At 42.8% G+C, this 19,042-nt stretch carries 19 protein-coding genes; 8 read left to right on the top strand and 11 right to left on the bottom strand.

Annotation, left to right across the window (positions count from 1 at the left end; all coding sequences use genetic code 11):
- From folE to F8C82_RS04905, 3 genes are all read left to right on the top strand, one after another.
- Nucleotides 1-672, top strand: coding sequence for a GTP cyclohydrolase I FolE (gene folE, locus F8C82_RS04910; protein ID WP_223279479.1), 672 nt, complete (start codon nucleotides 1-3; stop codon nucleotides 670-672).
- A 95-nt stretch (nucleotides 673-767) separates the two neighbouring features.
- On the top strand, nucleotides 768-914 hold the full coding sequence (locus tag F8C82_RS14715) for a hypothetical protein (protein ID WP_170266158.1): 147 nt from the start codon (nucleotides 768-770) through the stop codon (nucleotides 912-914).
- 29 nt (nucleotides 915-943) lie between these two features.
- Nucleotides 944-2,245, top strand: a complete 1,302-nt coding sequence (locus F8C82_RS04905) for a cryptochrome/photolyase family protein (protein WP_151692435.1) — start codon at nucleotides 944-946, stop codon at nucleotides 2,243-2,245.
- Here the strand turns inward: F8C82_RS04905 and F8C82_RS04900 are convergent.
- Complete coding sequence (locus tag F8C82_RS04900) at nucleotides 2,242-3,669, bottom strand: TonB-dependent receptor (RefSeq protein ID WP_151692434.1); 1,428 nt, start codon at nucleotides 3,667-3,669, stop codon at nucleotides 2,242-2,244. The two genes, F8C82_RS04905 and F8C82_RS04900, sit on opposite strands and share 4 nt — an antisense overlap.
- 83 nt (nucleotides 3,670-3,752) lie before the next feature.
- Between F8C82_RS04900 and F8C82_RS04895 the strand changes: the two genes are divergently transcribed.
- On the top strand, nucleotides 3,753-4,526 hold the full coding sequence (locus F8C82_RS04895; protein WP_151692433.1) for an MBL fold metallo-hydrolase: 774 nt from the start codon (nucleotides 3,753-3,755) through the stop codon (nucleotides 4,524-4,526).
- A gap of 3 nt (nucleotides 4,527-4,529) precedes the next feature.
- Here the strand turns inward: F8C82_RS04895 and F8C82_RS04890 are convergent, their stop codons facing one another.
- Genes F8C82_RS04890 through F8C82_RS04860 form a run of 7 tightly spaced genes read right to left on the bottom strand, consistent with a single transcriptional unit; the run spans nucleotide 4,530 to nucleotide 11,487 of the window.
- Nucleotides 4,530-5,801 (bottom strand): dihydroorotase, encoded by a 1,272-nt coding sequence (locus F8C82_RS04890; RefSeq protein WP_151692432.1) that lies wholly within the window; start codon nucleotides 5,799-5,801, stop codon nucleotides 4,530-4,532.
- A gap of 10 nt (nucleotides 5,802-5,811) precedes the next feature.
- Complete coding sequence (locus F8C82_RS04885) at nucleotides 5,812-7,809, bottom strand: BatA domain-containing protein (RefSeq protein ID WP_151692431.1); 1,998 nt, start codon at nucleotides 7,807-7,809, stop codon at nucleotides 5,812-5,814.
- Between the two features lie 11 nt (nucleotides 7,810-7,820).
- Nucleotides 7,821-8,822, bottom strand: coding sequence for an alpha/beta hydrolase (locus F8C82_RS04880; protein WP_151692430.1), 1,002 nt, complete (start codon nucleotides 8,820-8,822; stop codon nucleotides 7,821-7,823).
- A 2-nt stretch (nucleotides 8,823-8,824) separates the two neighbouring features.
- On the bottom strand, nucleotides 8,825-9,265 hold the full coding sequence (locus F8C82_RS04875) for a DUF3299 domain-containing protein (RefSeq protein ID WP_151692429.1): 441 nt from the start codon (nucleotides 9,263-9,265) through the stop codon (nucleotides 8,825-8,827).
- Nucleotides 9,262-9,681, bottom strand: a complete 420-nt coding sequence (locus F8C82_RS04870) for a hypothetical protein (RefSeq protein WP_151692428.1) — start codon at nucleotides 9,679-9,681, stop codon at nucleotides 9,262-9,264. The genes F8C82_RS04875 and F8C82_RS04870 overlap by 4 nt, the downstream gene beginning before the upstream one ends.
- Nucleotides 9,674-10,840: an ABC transporter permease gene (locus F8C82_RS04865; protein WP_170266157.1), complete on the bottom strand. Its 1,167-nt coding sequence runs from the start codon at nucleotides 10,838-10,840 to the stop codon at nucleotides 9,674-9,676. Before F8C82_RS04865 ends, F8C82_RS04870 begins: the two co-directional genes overlap by 8 nt.
- Before the next feature lie 5 nt (nucleotides 10,841-10,845).
- On the bottom strand, nucleotides 10,846-11,487 hold the full coding sequence (locus F8C82_RS04860; RefSeq protein ID WP_151692426.1) for an ABC transporter ATP-binding protein: 642 nt from the start codon (nucleotides 11,485-11,487) through the stop codon (nucleotides 10,846-10,848).
- Here F8C82_RS04860 and F8C82_RS04855 point away from each other — a divergent pair.
- Entirely contained in the window at nucleotides 11,486-11,872 is a 387-nt protein-coding gene (locus F8C82_RS04855; protein ID WP_151692425.1) for a CoA-binding protein, read from the top strand. The genes F8C82_RS04860 and F8C82_RS04855 overlap by 2 nt on opposite strands.
- Nucleotide 11,873: 1 nt before the next feature.
- Here the strand turns inward: F8C82_RS04855 and F8C82_RS04850 are convergent, their stop codons facing one another.
- Complete coding sequence (locus F8C82_RS04850; RefSeq protein WP_151692424.1) at nucleotides 11,874-12,356, bottom strand: DUF456 domain-containing protein; 483 nt, start codon at nucleotides 12,354-12,356, stop codon at nucleotides 11,874-11,876.
- A 119-nt stretch (nucleotides 12,357-12,475) separates the two neighbouring features.
- On the opposite strand from F8C82_RS04850, the gene F8C82_RS04845 reads away from it, so the two are divergent.
- The 3 genes from F8C82_RS04845 to F8C82_RS04835 all read left to right on the top strand — a co-directional run bounded on the left by F8C82_RS04845 (nucleotide 12,476) and on the right by F8C82_RS04835 (nucleotide 15,237).
- Entirely contained in the window at nucleotides 12,476-13,078 is a 603-nt protein-coding gene (locus F8C82_RS04845; RefSeq protein ID WP_151692423.1) for an HNH endonuclease, read from the top strand.
- A 19-nt stretch (nucleotides 13,079-13,097) separates the two neighbouring features.
- Nucleotides 13,098-14,414: an exonuclease domain-containing protein gene (locus F8C82_RS04840; protein WP_151692422.1), complete on the top strand. Its 1,317-nt coding sequence runs from the start codon at nucleotides 13,098-13,100 to the stop codon at nucleotides 14,412-14,414.
- Between the two features lie 97 nt (nucleotides 14,415-14,511).
- Complete coding sequence (locus F8C82_RS04835) at nucleotides 14,512-15,237, top strand: pirin family protein (RefSeq protein WP_151692421.1); 726 nt, start codon at nucleotides 14,512-14,514, stop codon at nucleotides 15,235-15,237.
- 65 nt (nucleotides 15,238-15,302) lie between these two features.
- Here F8C82_RS04835 and F8C82_RS04830 read toward each other — a convergent pair whose 3' ends face one another.
- Both F8C82_RS04830 and F8C82_RS04825 read right to left on the bottom strand, forming a co-directional pair.
- Nucleotides 15,303-16,898 (bottom strand): ABC-F family ATP-binding cassette domain-containing protein, encoded by a 1,596-nt coding sequence (locus tag F8C82_RS04830; protein ID WP_151692420.1) that lies wholly within the window; start codon nucleotides 16,896-16,898, stop codon nucleotides 15,303-15,305.
- Between the two features lie 784 nt (nucleotides 16,899-17,682).
- On the bottom strand, nucleotides 17,683-18,993 hold the full coding sequence (locus F8C82_RS04825) for a tetratricopeptide repeat protein (RefSeq protein ID WP_170266156.1): 1,311 nt from the start codon (nucleotides 18,991-18,993) through the stop codon (nucleotides 17,683-17,685).
- Nucleotides 18,994-19,042: the final 49 nt, after the last annotated feature.

The following is a 19,042-nucleotide window of genomic DNA, read 5'->3' as shown; positions in this document are numbered from 1 at the left end:
ATGGAAACCTCACCTGAGGAGATTCTCCACGTGATTGAAATGGCAGGGGAGTCGCATGTTGGGACGTCCAAAGAAACTCCGCTTCGTTCCGATGCCTTTGACATCTCAGATGATGAGAAAATTGACAGAATCGAGGAGAAGTTCCGTGATATTCTGGAGATTCTTGGGATGGACCTTAATGATGATAGTCTTTCTGGCACTCCTCGTCGCGTTGCAAAGATGTACGTCAAAGAGGTGTTTCAAGGGCTCAATCCTGCTAATAAACCCGAAGCGAAGCTGTTTGACAACAAGTATCAGTACGGTGAGATGCTAGTGGAGAAAGGGATCACTCTACAGAGTTATTGTGAGCATCATTTCGTCCCTATTCTAGGCAAATGTCACGTGGCCTATATATCAAACGGACAAGTTGTTGGATTGAGCAAGATCAATCGAATTGTGAAGCATTTCGCCAAACGTCCACAGGTTCAGGAAAGACTAACGGAACAGATTGCCGAAGAATTGAAAGCAGTATTGAACACAGAAGATGTTGCTGTATACATTGATGCAGAACACCTATGTGTTTCAACTCGCGGAGTGGAAGATTGTGGCTCGAGTACTGTTACCACTCACTACGGTGGCTCATTCCAAAAGAAATCCAAGCGCAAAGAGTTTTTGAAATATATATCTGCTTGATAGCCAGAAATCAACGGAGAGCCTAATAAAATCAATGGATTCAAGAGTTTATAAATCGAAAAAGGATTTGTATCCTTGAAGACAACAGAACACTTATGAAGATCCTCCGAAAATTGTTTCGACCTGCATGGAAGCATCGTGAATTTGATGCTGTTTCAGAGATGAATGAGAACAAAGCTGCGGCTATTCCAGTTGAAGAATACGATTCTGCCCTCACGGAAATCGAATTGAGAGATCGATAGCATTTGAGGGCTTATATAAAAGCCAACAAATGACGAAACTGAATATCTTTTGGCATCGGAGAGATTTGCGCATCGAGGATAATGCTGGACTCTACAAGGCGCTTAGGGGTGATTTACCGGTGCAACCTCTCTTTATTTTCGACGAGAATATTTTGTCTCAACTAGAAGATAAACGAGATGCTCGAATCACCTTCATCCACAATGAGATTACTCGCCTTTCAAAGGAGTATGAATCGCACGGTTCTTCACTCATGGTTCGTTATGGGAACCCCGTAGACATTTTGAAGGAGCTTTTGTCTGAGTTCTCGATTGAAAATGTCTATACAAATCGCGATTACGAACCGTATGCAAAGGAACGCGACTCAGAAGTTTATGAGTTGTTAAATGCCTCTAATGTCCATTTTATTGGTGCAAAAGATCATGTAATTTTCGATAAGGATGAAGTGGTAAAGGGAGATGGCTCACCCTATTTAGTATTTAGTCCGTATGCTTCTAAATGGCGACAAAAGCTGAATGACTTCTACACTTCCTCTTATCCTACAGAAAAGTATCTTGGTAATCTTCACCGGTCAACTCCCACTCAGATTCCGTCATTAAGCGACTTGGGTTTTGAAAAGAGTGAATTGGAGTTCCCATCCAGAGAGTTTCCAAAGAAAATCATCCGAACATATGATGAGACGCGCGACTATCCGGGTAAAGACGGAACCTCTCGGCTCAGCGTACACTTGAGATTTGGAACCATTTCTATTCGAAAACTTCTGCAAACAGCACTTAGTTCCAATCAAACCTTTGTGAACGAATTGATATGGCGGGATTTCTATCAAATGATCCTTTTTCATTATCCAGAATGTCCCACTAAAGCGATTAAACCTCAATACGATAACATCGAATGGGAGTCGAGTGAAGAGCATTTCGAGCGTTGGTGTAAAGGGCAAACTGGATATCCTTTGGTAGATGCAGGCATGCGTGAATTGAACTCAACAGGATACATGCACAACCGAGTTAGGATGGTGGTTGCCAGTTTCTTAACCAAACATTTATTGCTTGATTGGCGCTTGGGAGAGCGCTACTTCGCAGAGAAACTCCTGGATTACGACTTAGCTTCGAATGTAGGCGGGTGGCAATGGGCTTCAGGAAGTGGATGCGATGCTGCTCCGTATTTCAGAATTTTCAATCCTACCAGTCAATTGGAAAAGTTTGATCCGGATTTGAAATACGTTAAACGGTGGGTGCCAGAATATGGCACATCGTCGTACGCTAAACCTATGGTTGACCATAAGCAGGCACGTGAACGAGCGTTAGAGCGTTACAAAAGTGGATTGAATAACTAGTTATTCGCTTTTTCCTTCACTACTTCGCAACCGAACAATCCTTTCTCTTTGATGATGTTGTCTACATAAGCAGGTAAACTCTCTTCCCAACCCGATTCTCCGTTTTTGATTTTCGAGAGAACTTCTCTTGAAAAAACATGGAGGATAGACTCGTCAAAGTCTTCGATATCTACAATTCTACCGTTGTAGATGAGATAGTCGAAAATAGGGCGGAAGCGAGGGTGAACTTTTAGGTTCTTGCTGGTAGTGAGTTTGGATTTGGAAGTAGGTTTGAATGGATACACGTATATCTTGATGTCTTTGGAGAAGATTTTACCAAATGCCTCCAAAATGCCTCCATTCAAATTGCGATAGTACTTCTCATTGAAGATTTCTTCGAGGTTAGGGATGCCCATAATAAGGCCCGAACGCTTGGAAGTAAATCTTCCGAAATAATCCACCAACTTGTAGTATTCTTGATAGTTAGAGATGAGAACAGTTTGTCCAAGTGAACAGAGTATCTCAGCTCTATCCAAGAAGTCTTGTTCGTCAATTTCACCTTCGGCTAACAAGTTGTTAAGGGTGATTTCAAAGAGTACAACAAGGTTTTCGCGGTCTACCTTTCGTTCTTTAACGAACATTCGGTATCCCTTTTTAATCATATCGATATTCACCTTGGTAACTGGGCGGAAAGATCCGCGCAAGGCGAGTACATTCTTTTTGTAGAGCAGCTCGGCTGGAAGGAGGTTATTTCCTTCTGGACCAAAGATGACAGCGTCGGTGAACCCGTTCTTGATAAGCTGCAAACTCATCAATCGGTTGTCCACATCTTCGAAGTCTGGACCAATGAAATTGATCATGTCCACTTCGATGGCATCTCTAGAAATGTTGTCGTAAAGCGAAACTAAGAGCTCCTTTGGATCTTCCCAAAGATGGAAAGCTCCATGGATGAGATTAACACCCATAGCGCCAATGGTCTCCTGTTGATAGCGTGCCTCATTCTCGTGCATTCGTATGTGCAGAATGATTTCATTTGGCAATTTTTCAGGAGAAGTCTGGAAACGCAACCCCAACCAACCATGTCCTTTGAAGGTCTTGGCAAAGTTGATCGTAGCCACTGTATTCGCAAAAGTGAAGAAGCGTTTGTCAGGGTGCTTATCACGACTCAAGCGATCATTCATGAGCTTGTATTCGTGATCGAGCATTTTGCGAAGGCGCTCTTCCGTTACATAGCGATTGTCTTTCTCTTTGCCGTAAATGGCATCAGAGAAATCCTTGTCGTATGCAGACATGGCCTTTGCGATGGTGCCGGAAGCACCACCTGCTCTAAAGAAGTGACGAACAGTCTCTTGACCAGCTCCGATTTCGGCAAAGGTGCCGTAAATGTTCGGGTCAAGATTAATCTTCAACGCTTTTTGCGCTGGGTTGAGAATTAAGCGATCCATGTAAAGGGCTTTGCACTTTCGTACTTAGACAAAGGTAACGAGAAGTTCTACGTTTACCGTGAATTACCGTGTATTTTTGCACCATGGAAGTAATATTGTCTGGTACCGGAACATCGCAAGGCGTCCCAGTTATAGGCTGTGATTGTACCGTTTGTAAGTCGACTGACACTCACAATGTTCGACTGAGAACTGCCGCGATTATTCAAATGTCTAATGGACTCAATATTCAAATAGACTGTGGTCCAGACTTTCGTCAACAAATACTGGCAAATGATATTCATTCACTTGAACACATTCTGTTGACACATGAGCACATGGACCATATCGCTGGAATGGACGATGTGCGGGCTTTTAACTTTTCTAACAGGGTGGACATGAATGTGTATGGAACCGGACAGGTATTGGCCAGGATTCGCCACCATTTTGATTATGCCTTTTCTAGAGTTCCCTATCCTGGAGCACCTCGGATTGTAACGAATGTGATTGACTCTAATCCATTTCAATTGAATGATGTGATTGTTCAACCTATTCCAGTGTGGCATGGCAAATGGCCAGTCATGGGATTTAGAATCGGAAACTTTGCGTACATCACAGATGTGAACGCCATTCCCGCTTCTTCTCTCGAATTGTTGACAGAATTAGATGTGCTCGTTTTGGGCGTTCTTCACCAAAAACAGCATCATTCCCATTATCATCTAGAAGAAGGAATAAAGGTGGCTAAGCTCATTGGTGCCAATCGAACGATTTTCACACACATCAGTCATCAAATGGGATTGCATGACGAGGTTTCCGCGGAGCTTCCAACAGGAATTGAACTGGGATACGACGGGATGCGTATCCATGTACATCAGGAATAAAAACTAAACAGGGAAGTACTCTCCTTTGTTGAAGATTCCGCTCACTTTTCCTTTCAACTCAACTTTGGTAAAGGGTTGATTATAAGCGATACTAGCTGTGTCAGTTACGCGATCACTCCAAGTGGTGGTTTCGTTGTAGATGGTGAATTCAGCTGGGCTACCTTCTACAATTTCTATCGCACCTAGATTATATGAATCTCTCGGTCCATGCGCCACGCATTCCACCCAACGGTCGAGCGAAATCACTTCCGATAGGTGAGCTCCGTAAAGCCCAAATGCATGCTCTAGATAGGCCATGCCGAATGAAGCGTGCTCAAATTCACACTTCTTGTGTTCTACATCAAAAGGAATGTGATCTACTGCAATGGCGTCAATAGTGCCATCGTTTACCGCTTCAATGAGCGCGGCTTTGTCCTCGGTATTTCTCAAAGGAGGAAGCACTTTGTACATACTGTCGTAGTCTCTCAAAACTTCGTCAGTAAGGATCAAATTGTACAAATTCACATCACAGGTCACGTGAATTCCGTTCTCTTTGGCTTTTCGTATTCGGTCAACAGATCCTTTAGTAGAAATAGAAGACAAGTGAATGTGACCTTCGGTATAAGCTGCCAATTCCAAATCTCGGGCGACAATCAGCTCTTCACTCAAGTTTGGAATTCCCTTCATCCCTAAATATGTACCAGTATGTCCTTCATTCATCTGACCCGCAGAAGCGAGGAGGGGTTCAAAAGGAAAATCGACAATGGGCATTTCGTGCGGCTTAGCATAGAGCAGAGCCATACGAAGTAGGTTAGGGTTCTTGATTGGATTCTTGTCATCTGAAAACCCTACAGCACCTGCTCCAAACATGTCGTACATCTCCGTCATCTCTTCTCCCGACATGTTCTTAGAAAGTGCTCCAAGCGGGAACAGGTTAATCGGTGTGCCTTGAGCTTTCGCGTAGATATACTCAATATCACTTTTACTCTGAACGATAGGCGAGGTTGACGGCGTCAAGCAAACGGTGCTAAAACCACCTTTTAAAGCGGCATTTGCACCAGAGATAATGTGCTCTCGCTCTTCAAAACCTGGATCAGCAAAACTGCTGTGCATTTCAACCCAACCCGGAGAAATACATGCTCCGCTTAAATCGTGTACTCGCGTAGCATCATCTGCTTCAAGATTTTCGCCAATAGCAACGATCTGTTCATCCTTGATCAGGATATCTACTACACTGTTGTGGTAAGGTGAGCGCGTATCTATTACTCGCGCACTGCGGAGAAGAATGCTTGTCATGACCGCAAATTTATGCTTTTGGACGTCTCCAAAGAATCATTTCTAAAAGAAGAACCACAATTACGAGATAGATCCACAAATTCGATTGGGAATCAGGGGAATTCATTTCGTTAATCGCCGTGTCTATTTCCGAAGAATTACTGACTTCAAATACGGTAAAGTCTGCGGAATTGGTTTCTAAGATGCTCTCAATGTCATTGGTAGATAGCCTTCTCACGTCGCTTTCTCGTCTGTTGGCATGGTAAGCAATCAGCCCTAAAATTTCATCCTCAGACTTCAATTCTGCCATACCCGAGTGAAGAATATCCACTTTCGTATTCACATCTACATACTTTCCAGAAACTTTCTGTTCAGGTATGGATACGAGGCTATCCTGTACAATCTCAACAATGTGATCACCGCGCATGGCAACAGGAATTCGAAGCCATTCCGAATGATCTAAGTCAAAGCTGTACCAAGGTTTTGATTCCTTGAAAATCGCCATTTGATAGAGCAATACAGGATATAAATCGCTGGTGCCGTAATGCTTGTTTGGATGGGCATTCCATTGATAAACCTGACCAATACCACTTGGATATCGAATGAGTGACGGAGCGCCATTGCTTCTTGATAATAGAGATTTCGCACCCAAACGCACGTATTGATTATCAATTTGATACTCAAAGGATACGGCGGGCATTTTGACTCTGTCGGTACTCTCATAAAAGACACCCGAATAAAAAGGGTCATTGCTTTTTATCTCAATATCGCGAACCTTAAGGGTGTCGGATTGATAAAATGGAGCAAGTCCTAATGATTGTAACTCGGCATTAGTAGGACCGCTTGGAAAGACAAGTACTGAAGCACCCGACTCTAAAGCATCCGAAAGAGAAGGAGCAAGACCTGTAGGCCATTGGGACGTAGGTTCTACGACCACCAAATCGTAATTAGACAGACTTCCGAAAGGAATGTTTTGAAAGCTCACAACATCTACGGTAGAACTCGAATCTGAGATATAACTCTCTAGTGGCAAAAACTCTCCATTCGGATTCCGAATATCCAAGAAGCTCAAATTTTTTCGAGTATCTATGGCGATTGGGTAATGATCGTCAAAGTGAACACTCTCATCTTTGATTCTTATCTCAACCGGAATATGCTGCTGTTGAGGAGCTGAAAAAGAAAATTTACCTGTTTTTGGAGTATGGGGTTCAATTTCAATAGATAGAGTCCCCCTTACTTCGTTTCCAACCCATAACTCCACCTGTGTTTGTGTAGGGTTTTCTCCAAACGCATGGATGGAATAGTGTACGTCAACAGACTGCCCTGGTAAGATAACAGGAGTAGATATCCAGGCGCTGTCAATTGAAATATTAGAGATGCTTCCGCTTGGTTCAAATAGGTATGGAATCCATTTAATGGGTTGGTTATGCGTATTAAAATTCTCAATTGCAGATGATTGCCCATCTGTAAGCACGAAGAAAAGAGCTGAGTCTTTTAAGCCATAGGTTGAGATTCGCTTGGCTAAATCCGTCCAACTGATGGAGTTTTCTGAAAGTGTGATTTCATTGATCTTCCTACCTGCAGCTGTTGCATTTAACGGGACGGCATCAGAACCATCCAGCGTTGAAGTCAAGATGTGAAAGGATGCATTAGGGTAATTCTCTACGATTTGTTGCGCAGCTTGCTTAGCCTGCGACCACAGCGGCCCCTCACCAGATTTGAGAGACATGCTTGGAGAATTATCTACATAAATGAGAATATCATTGGTGGAGATCGATGGATTCGACTCTTTTGGAAAAAAGGGAAGGGCAAATGCGATGGTAAGCGATCCCCATGCTATTATCCTGCACAATAGAATGATCCAATGCTGAATGCGTTGTTGCTTTTTGGCAGATTGCTGAACTTCTTTTAGAAATCGTATATCGCTAAAATAAAGCGTCTTATACCTCTTCAGTTGAAGAAGATGAATAGCGATTGGAATGCTGATCCCCAGCAATCCCCAAAGCATATAGGGGTTGATAAAATCCATTGAGAGCAAACTTAACGAAGCAATGTGGTGTCTGCAACGTTGCGTGATAGAATACCTAATGAGCGGATGAAATGAATACTCCTTGAAAGCACTTCCTCTTGAGAAAGACTGTATTTGCCATTGGCAATCACGTGCGAACCTGCTGGAAACGTTTCAAATACAACGCGCTTGGAGCCTAAGTTTTCGGCGAGCCACCTCATGTGTTCAACACTAACTACATTGTCTTGTGACGTATCACTTTCATACCATGCTACAATGAAAACAGGTGTTCTTGTGGCTGTAACCGCGTCGTCTTCAAATGCTGATTCACAGAGTTCCTGCATTTCAGGAAGCGATTCAATCCTGTAGAATTTGTCCCAATACATTTGGTAGTATTCGTCTTCAACGCCCACATCGCGCATTCTCGATCCCAAAACCAATCGAGCAATAGTTTCACCCCAGTGGCCATTTAAGAGTCGGGCATTGGGGTCGGCAGGTGTAACATTGGGCGAGTAAAACACAAGTCCGGCAACCGTTGGGTCTAAATTCGCTAGTCGCAACCCTAATGGAGCTCCAGTAGAGGTACATACAATCAAGATGGAATCACCCAATCCATGTGCTATAGAAAGCGCTTGAAGCGCAGTGTGCCATGCTCCGGTTGCAGTGTAATGAAGTAGTGGATTATCTGTCACCAACCCGTGATCGAAGAGCGTAGGAGCAAACAAGTTAAAACCGAAGGTGTCGGCCATTTGGGTATGGGTTGGAGCGCCTTCTTCAGGAGTTGCGCTAAAACCGTGCAAGTAGAGAATGCAATAGGGTGTTTTAGCGCTGTCTTTTAAATACAGATATGGTTCACATCCTTGTTTAAAAGGAAGCGAATCATTCCAATCCTGAATACGAGACAAACTTCCGTCAAATGAGAGGTTCGTCTGAAAGGATGCATTTTCGTAATCGGGTCTGTTTGGAGAAGGGCCTAAAAACCAGAAAATCACTGCTAGCAATCCAAGCACTAAAAGAGTACGGCGCTTTTTCACGATTAATATCTACGAATAATTTCAACCTGATCTAATTGATAATGAAACCCTTGTCCAGGCAACTCTCTTACGCGCAAAACTCCTTTGAGCTTTACGACGTCATCGGTAGACATTCGATCAGGGACATCTCGAAAGGATAAGCCCATAACCGTTTCAGGTCCAGCCCCTCCACAAAAGAAGCAAGAACTGAATGCAAAGGCAGATAAGGCATAGTCGTCACCTTGAACATCTAAGGGAATGATATAGCCAGTAATCTGCACCGAAGTGCTATCAAGTCCTAGAATTTCAGGTGAGTATTCCGCTTTGAGCGACCAATCGCTGCGATCTCTATCGTAGAACTCTACAAATTCAACCTTGTTTAAATCTTCCCATTTAATAACCTGTTGAGCTTCGGCAGAAAGAGGAAGCCATAGCAGGATTAACAGATGTATGAAGTTTTTCATCCGGCGAGCTGCGTTTCAAACAGTGTAAAGAAAAAGCTTCCTGGCTTCACTTGCTCTAACCTCAAGCGGCCCATTAAAACTACATATTGATCGGTAAGCAGGCGAGGAGGAGCATTCTTGAAATACAACTGCACAACGGTTTCAGGACCCGCATTTCCACAGAAAAAACACTGTGCGAGCGGATAGGCTGAAAGCACATAAGTCTGGAGCTGGACATCCACTGGAACGATATACCCTTTGAGCATAATCATTTTTCCATCCAATTGTTTGAGTGTCTCCGTGTATTCAGGATTTACAAAAGCCCCATCTTCGTTTAATTCATAGCCTGTACCAGTAAAAGCTGACCAGTCTACAATCAATTGAGCTTGACTGTAAATACTACATAGAAGCAGTGTGGAGAATAGGATTTTACGCATTCTTTATATTCTTGTGGATCGTCATTTTAAAGATACGGATGATTACAGGAACCGACACTACAAGTGCAAGTAGCACTGCAAGAGAAAACAAGTAAATATCTGTAGGTGTGAGTGTGGGAGGTGCAAGGTTGACGCCGAATTTTTGAGCGATTTGACTTCTGTAAAGCACTTGAATCAACTTGATGATTCCAACACCAATCACCCAGCCCGAGGACGTAATAAAAAAGGCTTGAAGGTAAATCATGGCACCTAATCGCCGTGGAGAGAGTCCAAAAACCCTCAAAAGGGTATGGTCAAATTGTTGAGCACGCATCACTTCGTAAAGGGTGATGGAAATGCTGAATACCCCAAGTAATAGGAAAAGCACGCTCAACACGATGAATGCACTCTTGGTATTGCCGAGTAGTGCGTAAATGCGGTTGACTTCAATACTGGGTAAGATGGCTTGGAATGTAGACTTTTCATTGATTACCCGTGGCAATTGGAACATAGCCATTGGGGAATTTGTCTTGACTAAAACAGCGGTTACAGCTTGTTCTTCTTCAGATATGTGATGGACATGCCACACGCTAGAAAGCGGCGTGATGAGCAATCGATCTGCCACAGTTTGTGAGTTGTCGAACAAACCTACTACATGGTATTTCTCTTCATGATGATGCTCGTCAGCAGATTCGCCATGTTGACCTTGAAAATTATCTCCAATTGAAAGACCTAATTCTGAAGAAAGGGATTTGGAAAGAACGACATCCATGGTGTTGACAGGCCAACTCCCATCAGATAATGTTAGGTTATAAATGGACTTCCAAGTGCTATCTGTTCCCAGAATTCTGCGGCCTTTGTAGGTGTCGCCATACCCTATAAGCGAGGCCCGTTCAACCATGGGATTCTTCAACCATGGTTTCACTTCCTGCAAAGCGATATTTCCGAGTGGAGCATCCATGTGATACACATTGGCAAGTAATCCCTGTAAAGGAGAGCCTTTGGCAGTCCAAACCTGATTTACATCCCCTAAGTCGGATACCAATTGATCATCTACACTGGATTGCAGTGTAAAAAAGCCTGAGATTAAGCCAAATCCTAGAATCACCATGACCCATTGTACAATCAATCGAGTTTTGCGATTCCATAGCTGAAGAACAGCCAGCTTAAGCGTGGTCATCTTCTTCATTTTCCTATTTGTATGGTATTTGAAACTCTGCTCTTAACACGCTGATCATGGGTGACAATGAGGATTCCAATGTTTTGTTCTTTCGAGATGGTCTCGAAAATGTCCAAAATGGCACTAGCATTTACATCGTCTAGGGCACTTGTAGGTTCATCCGCCAATATGAAAGATGGTTTTGTACTTAAGGTACGCAGTATAGACAAGCGTTGTAGTTCACCTACTGAACATTCACTGGGCTTCGATTGTAGTAAATGAGAAACGGATAACTTCTCCGCATGCTCAGTGATGAAGCTCACGTCAGGCTTCTGACGAACCGCGTAACTTGGGAGCATGAGATTGTCTTGCACGGACAAGTCATTCAAAAAGTGATTCTTTTGAAAGATGAGTCCGATATGTCGAGACCGGAGTTTGTCGCGCTGCGTTTCCGATTTGCGAAGTAGGGAAGTGGTTCCGTAGAGTATGTTGCCTTCTTGAATGGCCAAAATACCAGAAAGAAGCTGCATCCAAGTACTTTTGCCACTACCAGAATTTCCGATAACGGCTATCATCTCTCCGCGATGAACCACTCCATCTGGAAAGGAAAGGGTCGTTCTTCCGTCGTACGTATATGAAAGTGAATTCCAACTAAGTTGATCAATCATGAACACAAATCTAAAACATGAAGTAGTAGCAATCCTAGGAGCTCACCCGAGTCCTTCAAGATATGCTTATTTGGCTGCCGATTCCCTACTATCCAAAGGTCATACTGTTATTCCAATAGGTCGTCGTGAAGGCGTAACAGCAGGCGGACTCTCAATTCAGACTGATCCATCTACCTTGATCGGACAAAATGTGGACACTGTGACGCTTTACATTAATCCTACTATACAAGAGGATTACAAAGAATTGATTGCCAAAGTTCATCCCAGACGCGTCATTTTTAATCCAGGTACTGAAAACATGGAGTGGGCGAAGGAGTTAGAAGCGCAAGGTATCGAAGCTGATATGGCTTGTACACTCGTGCTGTTGTCTACAGGGCAGTATTAACTCAAAAGAACTCGGCAATAGCCCAATACAGCGCCAAACAACCATAAATCAACTTCATACCCGACCCCAACAGGAATCCAATAAAGGAACCGATGGCTGATTTCAAGGCTTTTGACGAGTCCTTATCTTGCATCATCTCTCCAACATAGGCACCAATCATCGGTCCAATAATCACTGAGATTAATCCAAAAGGAGCGAAGAAAACGCCGATGAGAAGACCTACGGTTGACCCTCTTACTCCCGCTTTCGTTCCACCGAATTTCTTAGTCCCCCAAACCGGAATTACATAATCCAAGGCTGTGATTATCGCTGCGGCAATTGCAGTCCATATCAGAAAGGAGGTTGAAAAGCTTGATTCCGCGGTAAATGAGAAGAGTAGGAGTCCGATCCACCCCAGGGGAGGTCCCGGTAAAACAGGTAAAATACTTCCAGCGATTCCCGCGAGTATGAAGATGAAAGAGAGGAAATAAAGTAGATAATCCATAATCGTTTAAAAGCTAACGCTACTTGTGAAATTATTACCGATATTGAATCCTGTGCGAAAGCACCTACCAAATTTAATATTTACCTAAGTCCGAAAAGGGCAAAATAGAATAGAAAGCAATGCCAACACTTCACAAAGAGGAGAAGTGGGTAGAACTTTCTTTTCCATCGAACCAATCGCCAAACAAAAGTTACGCTGTTTCTAACCATGGCCGAGTAAGAGTATTTGATGTTGATATCAAACAAGGTCGCATTCTCCGAGGCGGCATTATTGGTGGATATCCTTCCTTAAAGATTCGTATCGATCGAAAAGATAAAACGTTCTATATCCATAAGTTAGTAGGAGAGTACTTTGTTGATGGACAAAGCGAAGAAAGAAGTAAACTCATCCACTTGGATTTTGACAAGAAGAACAACCACGTGTCCAATCTAAGGTGGGTGACCAAAGCCGAAGCGCTCAATCATCACAAAGAGAATCCAGCCGTGATTGCTGCCAAAAAAATACAAGCTCAGTACGTACCTGAAGTGGGACACAAACTCACTACAACAGATGTGATGCGTATCAAGAAGAAGATTTGGGATCCCAATCGGAAAACGCGACTTCGCTTGATCGCCAAGCAATTTGGTATTTCAGAAATGCAATTGTACCGAATTAAATCTGGCGAAAACTGGAGTCACATTCGTGTTGAAAACGAACCGGATCATACCTTAAAAAAGAAGTGAGTAGGTTGTAAATTGCCATGTGTTTGCAATTGTCGACGTAGAAACAACCGGTGGATATTCGGATAACCACCGTGTAATTGAGGTGGGTATTGCGATCAGTGATGGGACTCAAATCACTGAACGCTTTAACGCATTGGTGAATCCCGGACGTACCATTCCCGCTCACATCACCCAACTTACTGGAATATCCAATGCTGATATTGAGGGAGCTCCACCCTTTAGCGAAATAGCAGCCAAGGTGTATGATCTTCTTCAAGGTCAAGTGTTTGTAGCTCACAATGTAAACTTCGATTTCACCTTTATTAAAAGGGAATTGGAAGAGGTCGGGTATACTTGGAATGCGAAGAAGCTCTGCACTGTTCGATTGTCCAGAAAGATCTTTCCCGGATTGAAAAGTTATAGCCTTGGCAACCTCGCCAGTCATTTTCAAATTGTAAATCCGAATCCACACCGCGCATTAGCAGATGCAGAAACTGCAGCAGATATTCTTCATTTGTTATTGAAGGAAGATGAAACTGAAGTGAACTCGCAATTGAACAAGAATAGAGGTACTTCTCAGCTTCCCATCCATTTAGATGCGAATGTCTTCCACAGCTTACCGGAAACACCTGGGGTGTATTACATGAAAAGTGAGAAGGGGGAGAACCTTTACATTGGCAAAGCCATTAATATCAAACAGCGTATTTCTCAACATTTTACGGGCAGTTCGGGTGAGAAGCGAAGGCAGCGTTGGTTGCGTGAGATTCATGATATCAAGTACATAGAAACGGGTTCAGAAGGATTGGCACTCTTACATGAAGATCACGAGATAAGACATTACTGGCCACCGTACAATGCCGCTCAAAAGCACCCCGTAGCGAAGTGGGGTATTGTATCTTATAAGGATAGGAAAGGCGTGCCTCGACTGGCTGTTCAAAGAGCAGAAAAGCGCATTGATATCCTCGAACACTTCTACAGCTTTACATCTGCGCAACAGTTTTTAGGTGAATTGGTTAGAGAATTAGAGCTTCACCCAAAACTAAGTGGCCTCGGTTGGGACTCTGATGTAGAAATTGAACTCCACACCGAGCGTCTAAACGCTTGGCTTGACCAACGCAAGAAAGAGAGTGAGGTAAATGGTTATTTGAAGTTTGACGGTCCCGATGCTTCAGTGGGATATGTGCTCATTGAGAATGGAGGATACTCAGGCATTGGAACCGTGAGCTTAGGTATAGAAAAGTGGACATTATCTTTATTGAAAGAGAACTTGTGGCATTACCATGAGAGTCCAACAGCGCGACAAATATTAAACGCTTTACTTCGAGATCATCCGCTGCATTCCTTTGATATAGAGTAAATTGATAACGAATAAATCGGGGTAGATATGATGTGGAGAATTGTCCATATCACCATATCTTTGTTGTAACATTGATTGAATTCAAATTCAGAAAGTCATGAAAACGGTACTACATAAATCTACAGACAGGGGATATGCTAATCACGGTTGGTTAGACACCCACCACACTTTTAGTTTTGGGAATTGGTACAATCCTAATCAGATGCACTTTGGTGCATTGCGTGTGCTAAACGACGATATTGTGAGTCCCGAAAACGGATTCGGACAGCATCCACATGCCGACATGGAAATTATTTCCATTCCACTTAAGGGAGCTCTGACGCATCGAGATACCATGGGGCATGCACAGGCAATTAATACAGGAGATGTGCAGGTGATGTCTGCGGGCACAGGGTTACAACACTCTGAATTCAACGAGAGTAAAACCGATGAAGTGAATTTTCTTCAGCTTTGGATTTTCCCTGAGAAGCGCGGTGTAGAACCTCGTTATGATCAAAAAACCTTTGATGTTAGTGAGAGAAAGGGCATGTGGCAACGCATTGTTCAGCCAAAGGATGCAGAGGGCTCAGGACTATGGGTTCATCAGAACGCCTACATGTACTTGATAGATCTGAAGAGTGGTGATTCTACAGAATACCAACTCAACAGTGAGGGAAACGGGGTTTACTTCTTTGTGATTGAGGGAGCGCTCAACGTAGCCGATCAACATCTTGACAAAAGAGATGGACTTGGTGTGTGGGAATCGAGCAAAGTGAGTTTATCCGCCACTAGTGAATCTACGGTACTGGCTATTGAAGTTCCAATGGAACTACCGCAATACTAATTGTGAATAAACGAAAAAGGCCCGATGTGAATACATCAGGCCTTTTCTCTTATAAGTATGCGAGCTTATTTCGCTTGCTTTTCCTCCATTTCAAGGAATTCATCAAAGCTCATCAATTTGTCAACGAATGAATCTGGCGACAAGCGAACCACGCGATTCGCAACGGTTTGCACGAAAGTGTGGTCATGCGATGTAAACAATACCGTTCCAGGGAAATCACGCAAGGCGTTGTTGAAGGCTTGAATAGATTCGAGGTCCAAGTGGTTTGTTGGTTCATCGAGAATCAAGAGGTTACCTTTAGCCATCATCATTCTAGAAGTCATACAACGAACTTTTTCGCCCCCGGATAGGACGCTGACATTCTTGAATACCTCTTCTCCTGAAAACAGCATTTTACCCAAGAAGCCTCTGATAAATACTTCATCTTTCTCTTCAGAAAACTGACGAAGCCAATCTACCAAATTCTCTTTCCCTTTGAAATATTCCTCATTCTCGTTGGGTAGGTAAGCCTTGGTGATTGTCTGTCCGAAGCTAACCTCACCTGAATCCGCTTTTATTTCATCCATCAAGATTCGGAAGAATGAAGTGATGGCTAGACCGTTGTCGGCAATGAAAGCAATTTTATCTCCCTTATTTACCTTCAAATCAAAGTTTGAGAAGAGTGGCTGACCATCTACCGTCTTAGTCAGGTTTTCAACGTCCAAAATTTGGTTTCCAGCTTCGCGCTCTTGTTCAAAGATAATTGCCGGATAGCGACGAGAAGAAGGCTTGATGTCATCCAAGTTAATCTTGTCGAGCAACTTCTTACGAGAGGTGGCTTGCTTTGACTTAGAAGCGTTTGCACTAAATCGAGAAATGAATTCTTGAAGTTCTTTCTTCTTTTGTTCGGCCTTTTTGTTGGCAGCCGAACGCTGACGAAGAGCAAGCTGACTTGATTCGTACCAGAAAGTATAGTTACCCGTAAACAAGTTGATTTTACCGAAGTCGATATCAGCAATCTGAGTACAAACGGTATCGAGGAAGTGACGGTCGTGTGATACAACAATCACCGTGTTTTTAAAGTCGAGTAGATAATTCTCTAACCATCCAATAGTTCTGATGTCCAGGTCGTTAGTAGGCTCATCCAGAATCAGAACATCAGGATTGCCAAATAGCGCTTGAGCGAGGAGGATGCGTACACGTTGTGAACCATCGAGATCAGCAAGATTTCTAAAGTGATCCTCTTCTCCAATGCCCAGGCCGGAGAGAAGGGCAGCCGCATCTGGCTCTGCATTCCAACCGTCCATTTCAGCGAACTCATTCTCCAATTCAGACGCTTTAATACCGTCTTCTTCAGAGAAATCAGGTTTTGCATAAATGGCATCCTTCTCCTGCATGATTTGCCACAAACGTTGGTGGCCCATCATTACTGTATCAATGGCTCTACAGTCGTTGTACTCGTTGTGATCCTGCTTCAAGAAAGCCATACGCTTTCCAGGTTCAAGACTTACACCTCCTGAGTTAGGAGTGACTTCACCTGAAAGGATTTTTAGAAAAGTAGACTTTCCAGCGCCATTGGCACCGATGATTCCGTAACAGTTTTCACCGTGGAACTTGATGTTTACTTCGTCAAAAAGAACGCGCTTCCCAAATTGGAGGCTCACATTGTTTACTGTAATCACGACTGATGTGGTTTTGAGGGGGCAAAGGTAGGGAAGTGGAGTGGAAGAAATGAATTAATCTTTAATGAAGCGATTCTTGCGGGATAAACATCAGTCAATATTCCTTTCTATCCATTTGTTAGATGCTTCTAATCACGGATAATTCATGAGAATTCCATTTCGGATTTACGCTGTTCAATTGATAGTAGAAACACGTATTTCATGTTGAATATCAACAAACTGACCAAGAATCACTCATGATACTAAGACTTGCATCCGAGCCACTTACTGCGAAACTTCCAATGGTAAGTTAAAAGAAGGAGTTTCTGATTGAACTCATGAACCATGCTAAAAATCTCTTAGCCATTGGGTCTTTAAATAGTGATCGCTTTTTTACATGTCGATAGAGACAACGTCTTAAAAACCTTTAAGGAGATCCGAAGTTATCAAACAAAGATGTAACCACACGATAACGAGTGATCATGAGCTGCGTTAGATAAGTGCGTTCAATAAAAATGAGCCTAGAGCTATTAGATGGAACGTGACCCAGATCCTGAAACACATTCGGCTAAATCCCGTGATACGGAATCATCTTGGTTGGAAGACTAATTCATTGATCATTTTAATACTTCCAAAAACTAGAATAATGATGACAAGAGATCGTGCAGTTTCCATTGATAACGATGCATGATTCTCTAAATACGTTGTTCTTATAATTAATATTATGTTCAATTGATATTTCAAAGAAAAGGGAGATCAATTTATTAACCTCCCTTTTGTGAAGCTTACTCAGTGCGCTTCAATATTATTCAGCAGATTCAAGTGCTTTTACTTTCTGAGTGAACTCACCTACTTTCTCAACATTCCCCAACTTGAAGTACACCTCACGAAGAGCTTTAACCGTACTCAAGTCATTTGGATCTGCTTCGTAAGCGATCAAGAAATAATTAAGAGCTTCTTTATAGATTTCATCACGCTCAGCATCTAAACGATTGAATTCAGAAGTTTGGTTTCTATTCAAACTATTCATCTTCTCTGAAATCGCATTCGTTCTATCAATGAAGATATAACCCGCCATATACGCTGAAGCTGAATTGGTTGAATCTACTTCCAATGCTCTATTGTAGAACTCAAGTGCTTTTTCCGTATCGTTCTTCTTTGTCTGGTAGATATAACCGATGTTATACAAGTACAAAGTATTAGTTGGGTCCGACTCTAGCGCCGCTTCGAACTTAGAAAGTGCACTTTCATAGTCGCCCGTTTCCAACATAAACTGAAGTTGAAGATTCTGGAGACTAGCGTTTCCTGGATGCATCTCCAATCCCTTAGAAATAATTTCCATTGCCTTTGCCGTGTCTCCTAAATCATGAGTGAGTTTAGCTGACTGCCACCAAAGTGTGTAATTAATATCTGGAGAAAGAACTGGATCACTTGCCTTTCCTTGCTGAATGAGCATGTCCATAGTGTACTTATCCGGCATATTCATACGGTTTTCACTTCCGTTGTAATATGCTTGCCATACTCTACCTCTGTAATCATTGTCAATCAAGAAGTTATAGTGCTTCAACGCATTCTCATACTTCTCCAATTCAGTAGCGATACGCGCCATGGTGTAAACCGTTACCGTATCCGTTTTACCCAAATAATCTGTTTTGTACTTAATCACTTCAGAATGAAGATTGTAAGCTTGTTCTGCATCCTGTTTGCTGAAGTATGCGTCGTCTGCTAGAGCAGAAAGTGCAACTACGGAAGATGCAATACCACTTTGCGCTTCCTCCATGTAGTCGTCATCGTCCACTTTCTTATCATAGGCGATAAGCGCAGTGTAATTCTCGAGCGCTTCATGGATATACTCAACGGACGCTGATTCTTGATTCAATGTTTCATAAATCAAACCTCTGTGAAACAAGAATTTCTGCATCGTTGATTCACGGATGTCGTCAACGGATTTTGTTGCGATCACTGAATCGGCTTGATCAATGTAATCTTTAGCTGAAATCAAGTCAGGACGCTTCAATGCAAGAATTGCACTGGATACCATTGTTGATTCCTGGGCCAGCAATGCTCCTCCACTCATCAACGTCGCGAAGACAACTAAACGTGCTTTAGATACCATAGTATAAATACTTAATGTTTTTCCTGTTGGGTAAAAATAATGAATGTTT

This window comes from Phaeocystidibacter marisrubri (assembly GCF_008933165.1).
Classification (GTDB): Bacteria; Bacteroidota; Bacteroidia; order Flavobacteriales; family Schleiferiaceae; genus Phaeocystidibacter; species Phaeocystidibacter marisrubri.
Note: the sequence above shows the minus strand (reverse complement) of the source record. Positions and strands in the feature narration are given on the sequence as shown.

Excerpts from the sequence above, each read along its gene's own strand:
- folE (WP_223279479.1), top strand. The coding sequence starts at position 1 with ATGGAAACCTCACCTGAGGAGATTCTCCACGTGATTGAAATGGCAGGG.
- F8C82_RS14715 (WP_170266158.1), top strand. The coding sequence starts at position 768 with ATGAAGATCCTCCGAAAATTGTTTCGACCTGCATGGAAGCATCGTGAA.
- F8C82_RS04905 (WP_151692435.1), top strand. The coding sequence starts at position 944 with ATGACGAAACTGAATATCTTTTGGCATCGGAGAGATTTGCGCATCGAG.
- F8C82_RS04900 (WP_151692434.1), bottom strand. The coding sequence starts at position 3,669 with ATGGATCGCTTAATTCTCAACCCAGCGCAAAAAGCGTTGAAGATTAAT.
- F8C82_RS04895 (WP_151692433.1), top strand. The coding sequence starts at position 3,753 with ATGGAAGTAATATTGTCTGGTACCGGAACATCGCAAGGCGTCCCAGTT.
- F8C82_RS04890 (WP_151692432.1), bottom strand. The coding sequence starts at position 5,801 with ATGACAAGCATTCTTCTCCGCAGTGCGCGAGTAATAGATACGCGCTCA.
- F8C82_RS04885 (WP_151692431.1), bottom strand. The coding sequence starts at position 7,809 with ATGGATTTTATCAACCCCTATATGCTTTGGGGATTGCTGGGGATCAGC.
- F8C82_RS04875 (WP_151692429.1), bottom strand. The coding sequence starts at position 9,265 with ATGAAAAACTTCATACATCTGTTAATCCTGCTATGGCTTCCTCTTTCT.
- F8C82_RS04870 (WP_151692428.1), bottom strand. The coding sequence starts at position 9,681 with ATGCGTAAAATCCTATTCTCCACACTGCTTCTATGTAGTATTTACAGT.
- F8C82_RS04865 (WP_170266157.1), bottom strand. The coding sequence starts at position 10,840 with ATGACCACGCTTAAGCTGGCTGTTCTTCAGCTATGGAATCGCAAAACT.
- F8C82_RS04855 (WP_151692425.1), top strand. The coding sequence starts at position 11,486 with ATGAACACAAATCTAAAACATGAAGTAGTAGCAATCCTAGGAGCTCAC.
- F8C82_RS04860 (WP_151692426.1), bottom strand. The coding sequence starts at position 11,487 with ATGATTGATCAACTTAGTTGGAATTCACTTTCATATACGTACGACGGA.
- F8C82_RS04850 (WP_151692424.1), bottom strand. The coding sequence starts at position 12,356 with ATGGATTATCTACTTTATTTCCTCTCTTTCATCTTCATACTCGCGGGA.
- F8C82_RS04845 (WP_151692423.1), top strand. The coding sequence starts at position 12,476 with ATGCCAACACTTCACAAAGAGGAGAAGTGGGTAGAACTTTCTTTTCCA.
- F8C82_RS04835 (WP_151692421.1), top strand. The coding sequence starts at position 14,512 with ATGAAAACGGTACTACATAAATCTACAGACAGGGGATATGCTAATCAC.
- F8C82_RS04825 (WP_170266156.1), bottom strand. The coding sequence starts at position 18,993 with ATGGTATCTAAAGCACGTTTAGTTGTCTTCGCGACGTTGATGAGTGGA.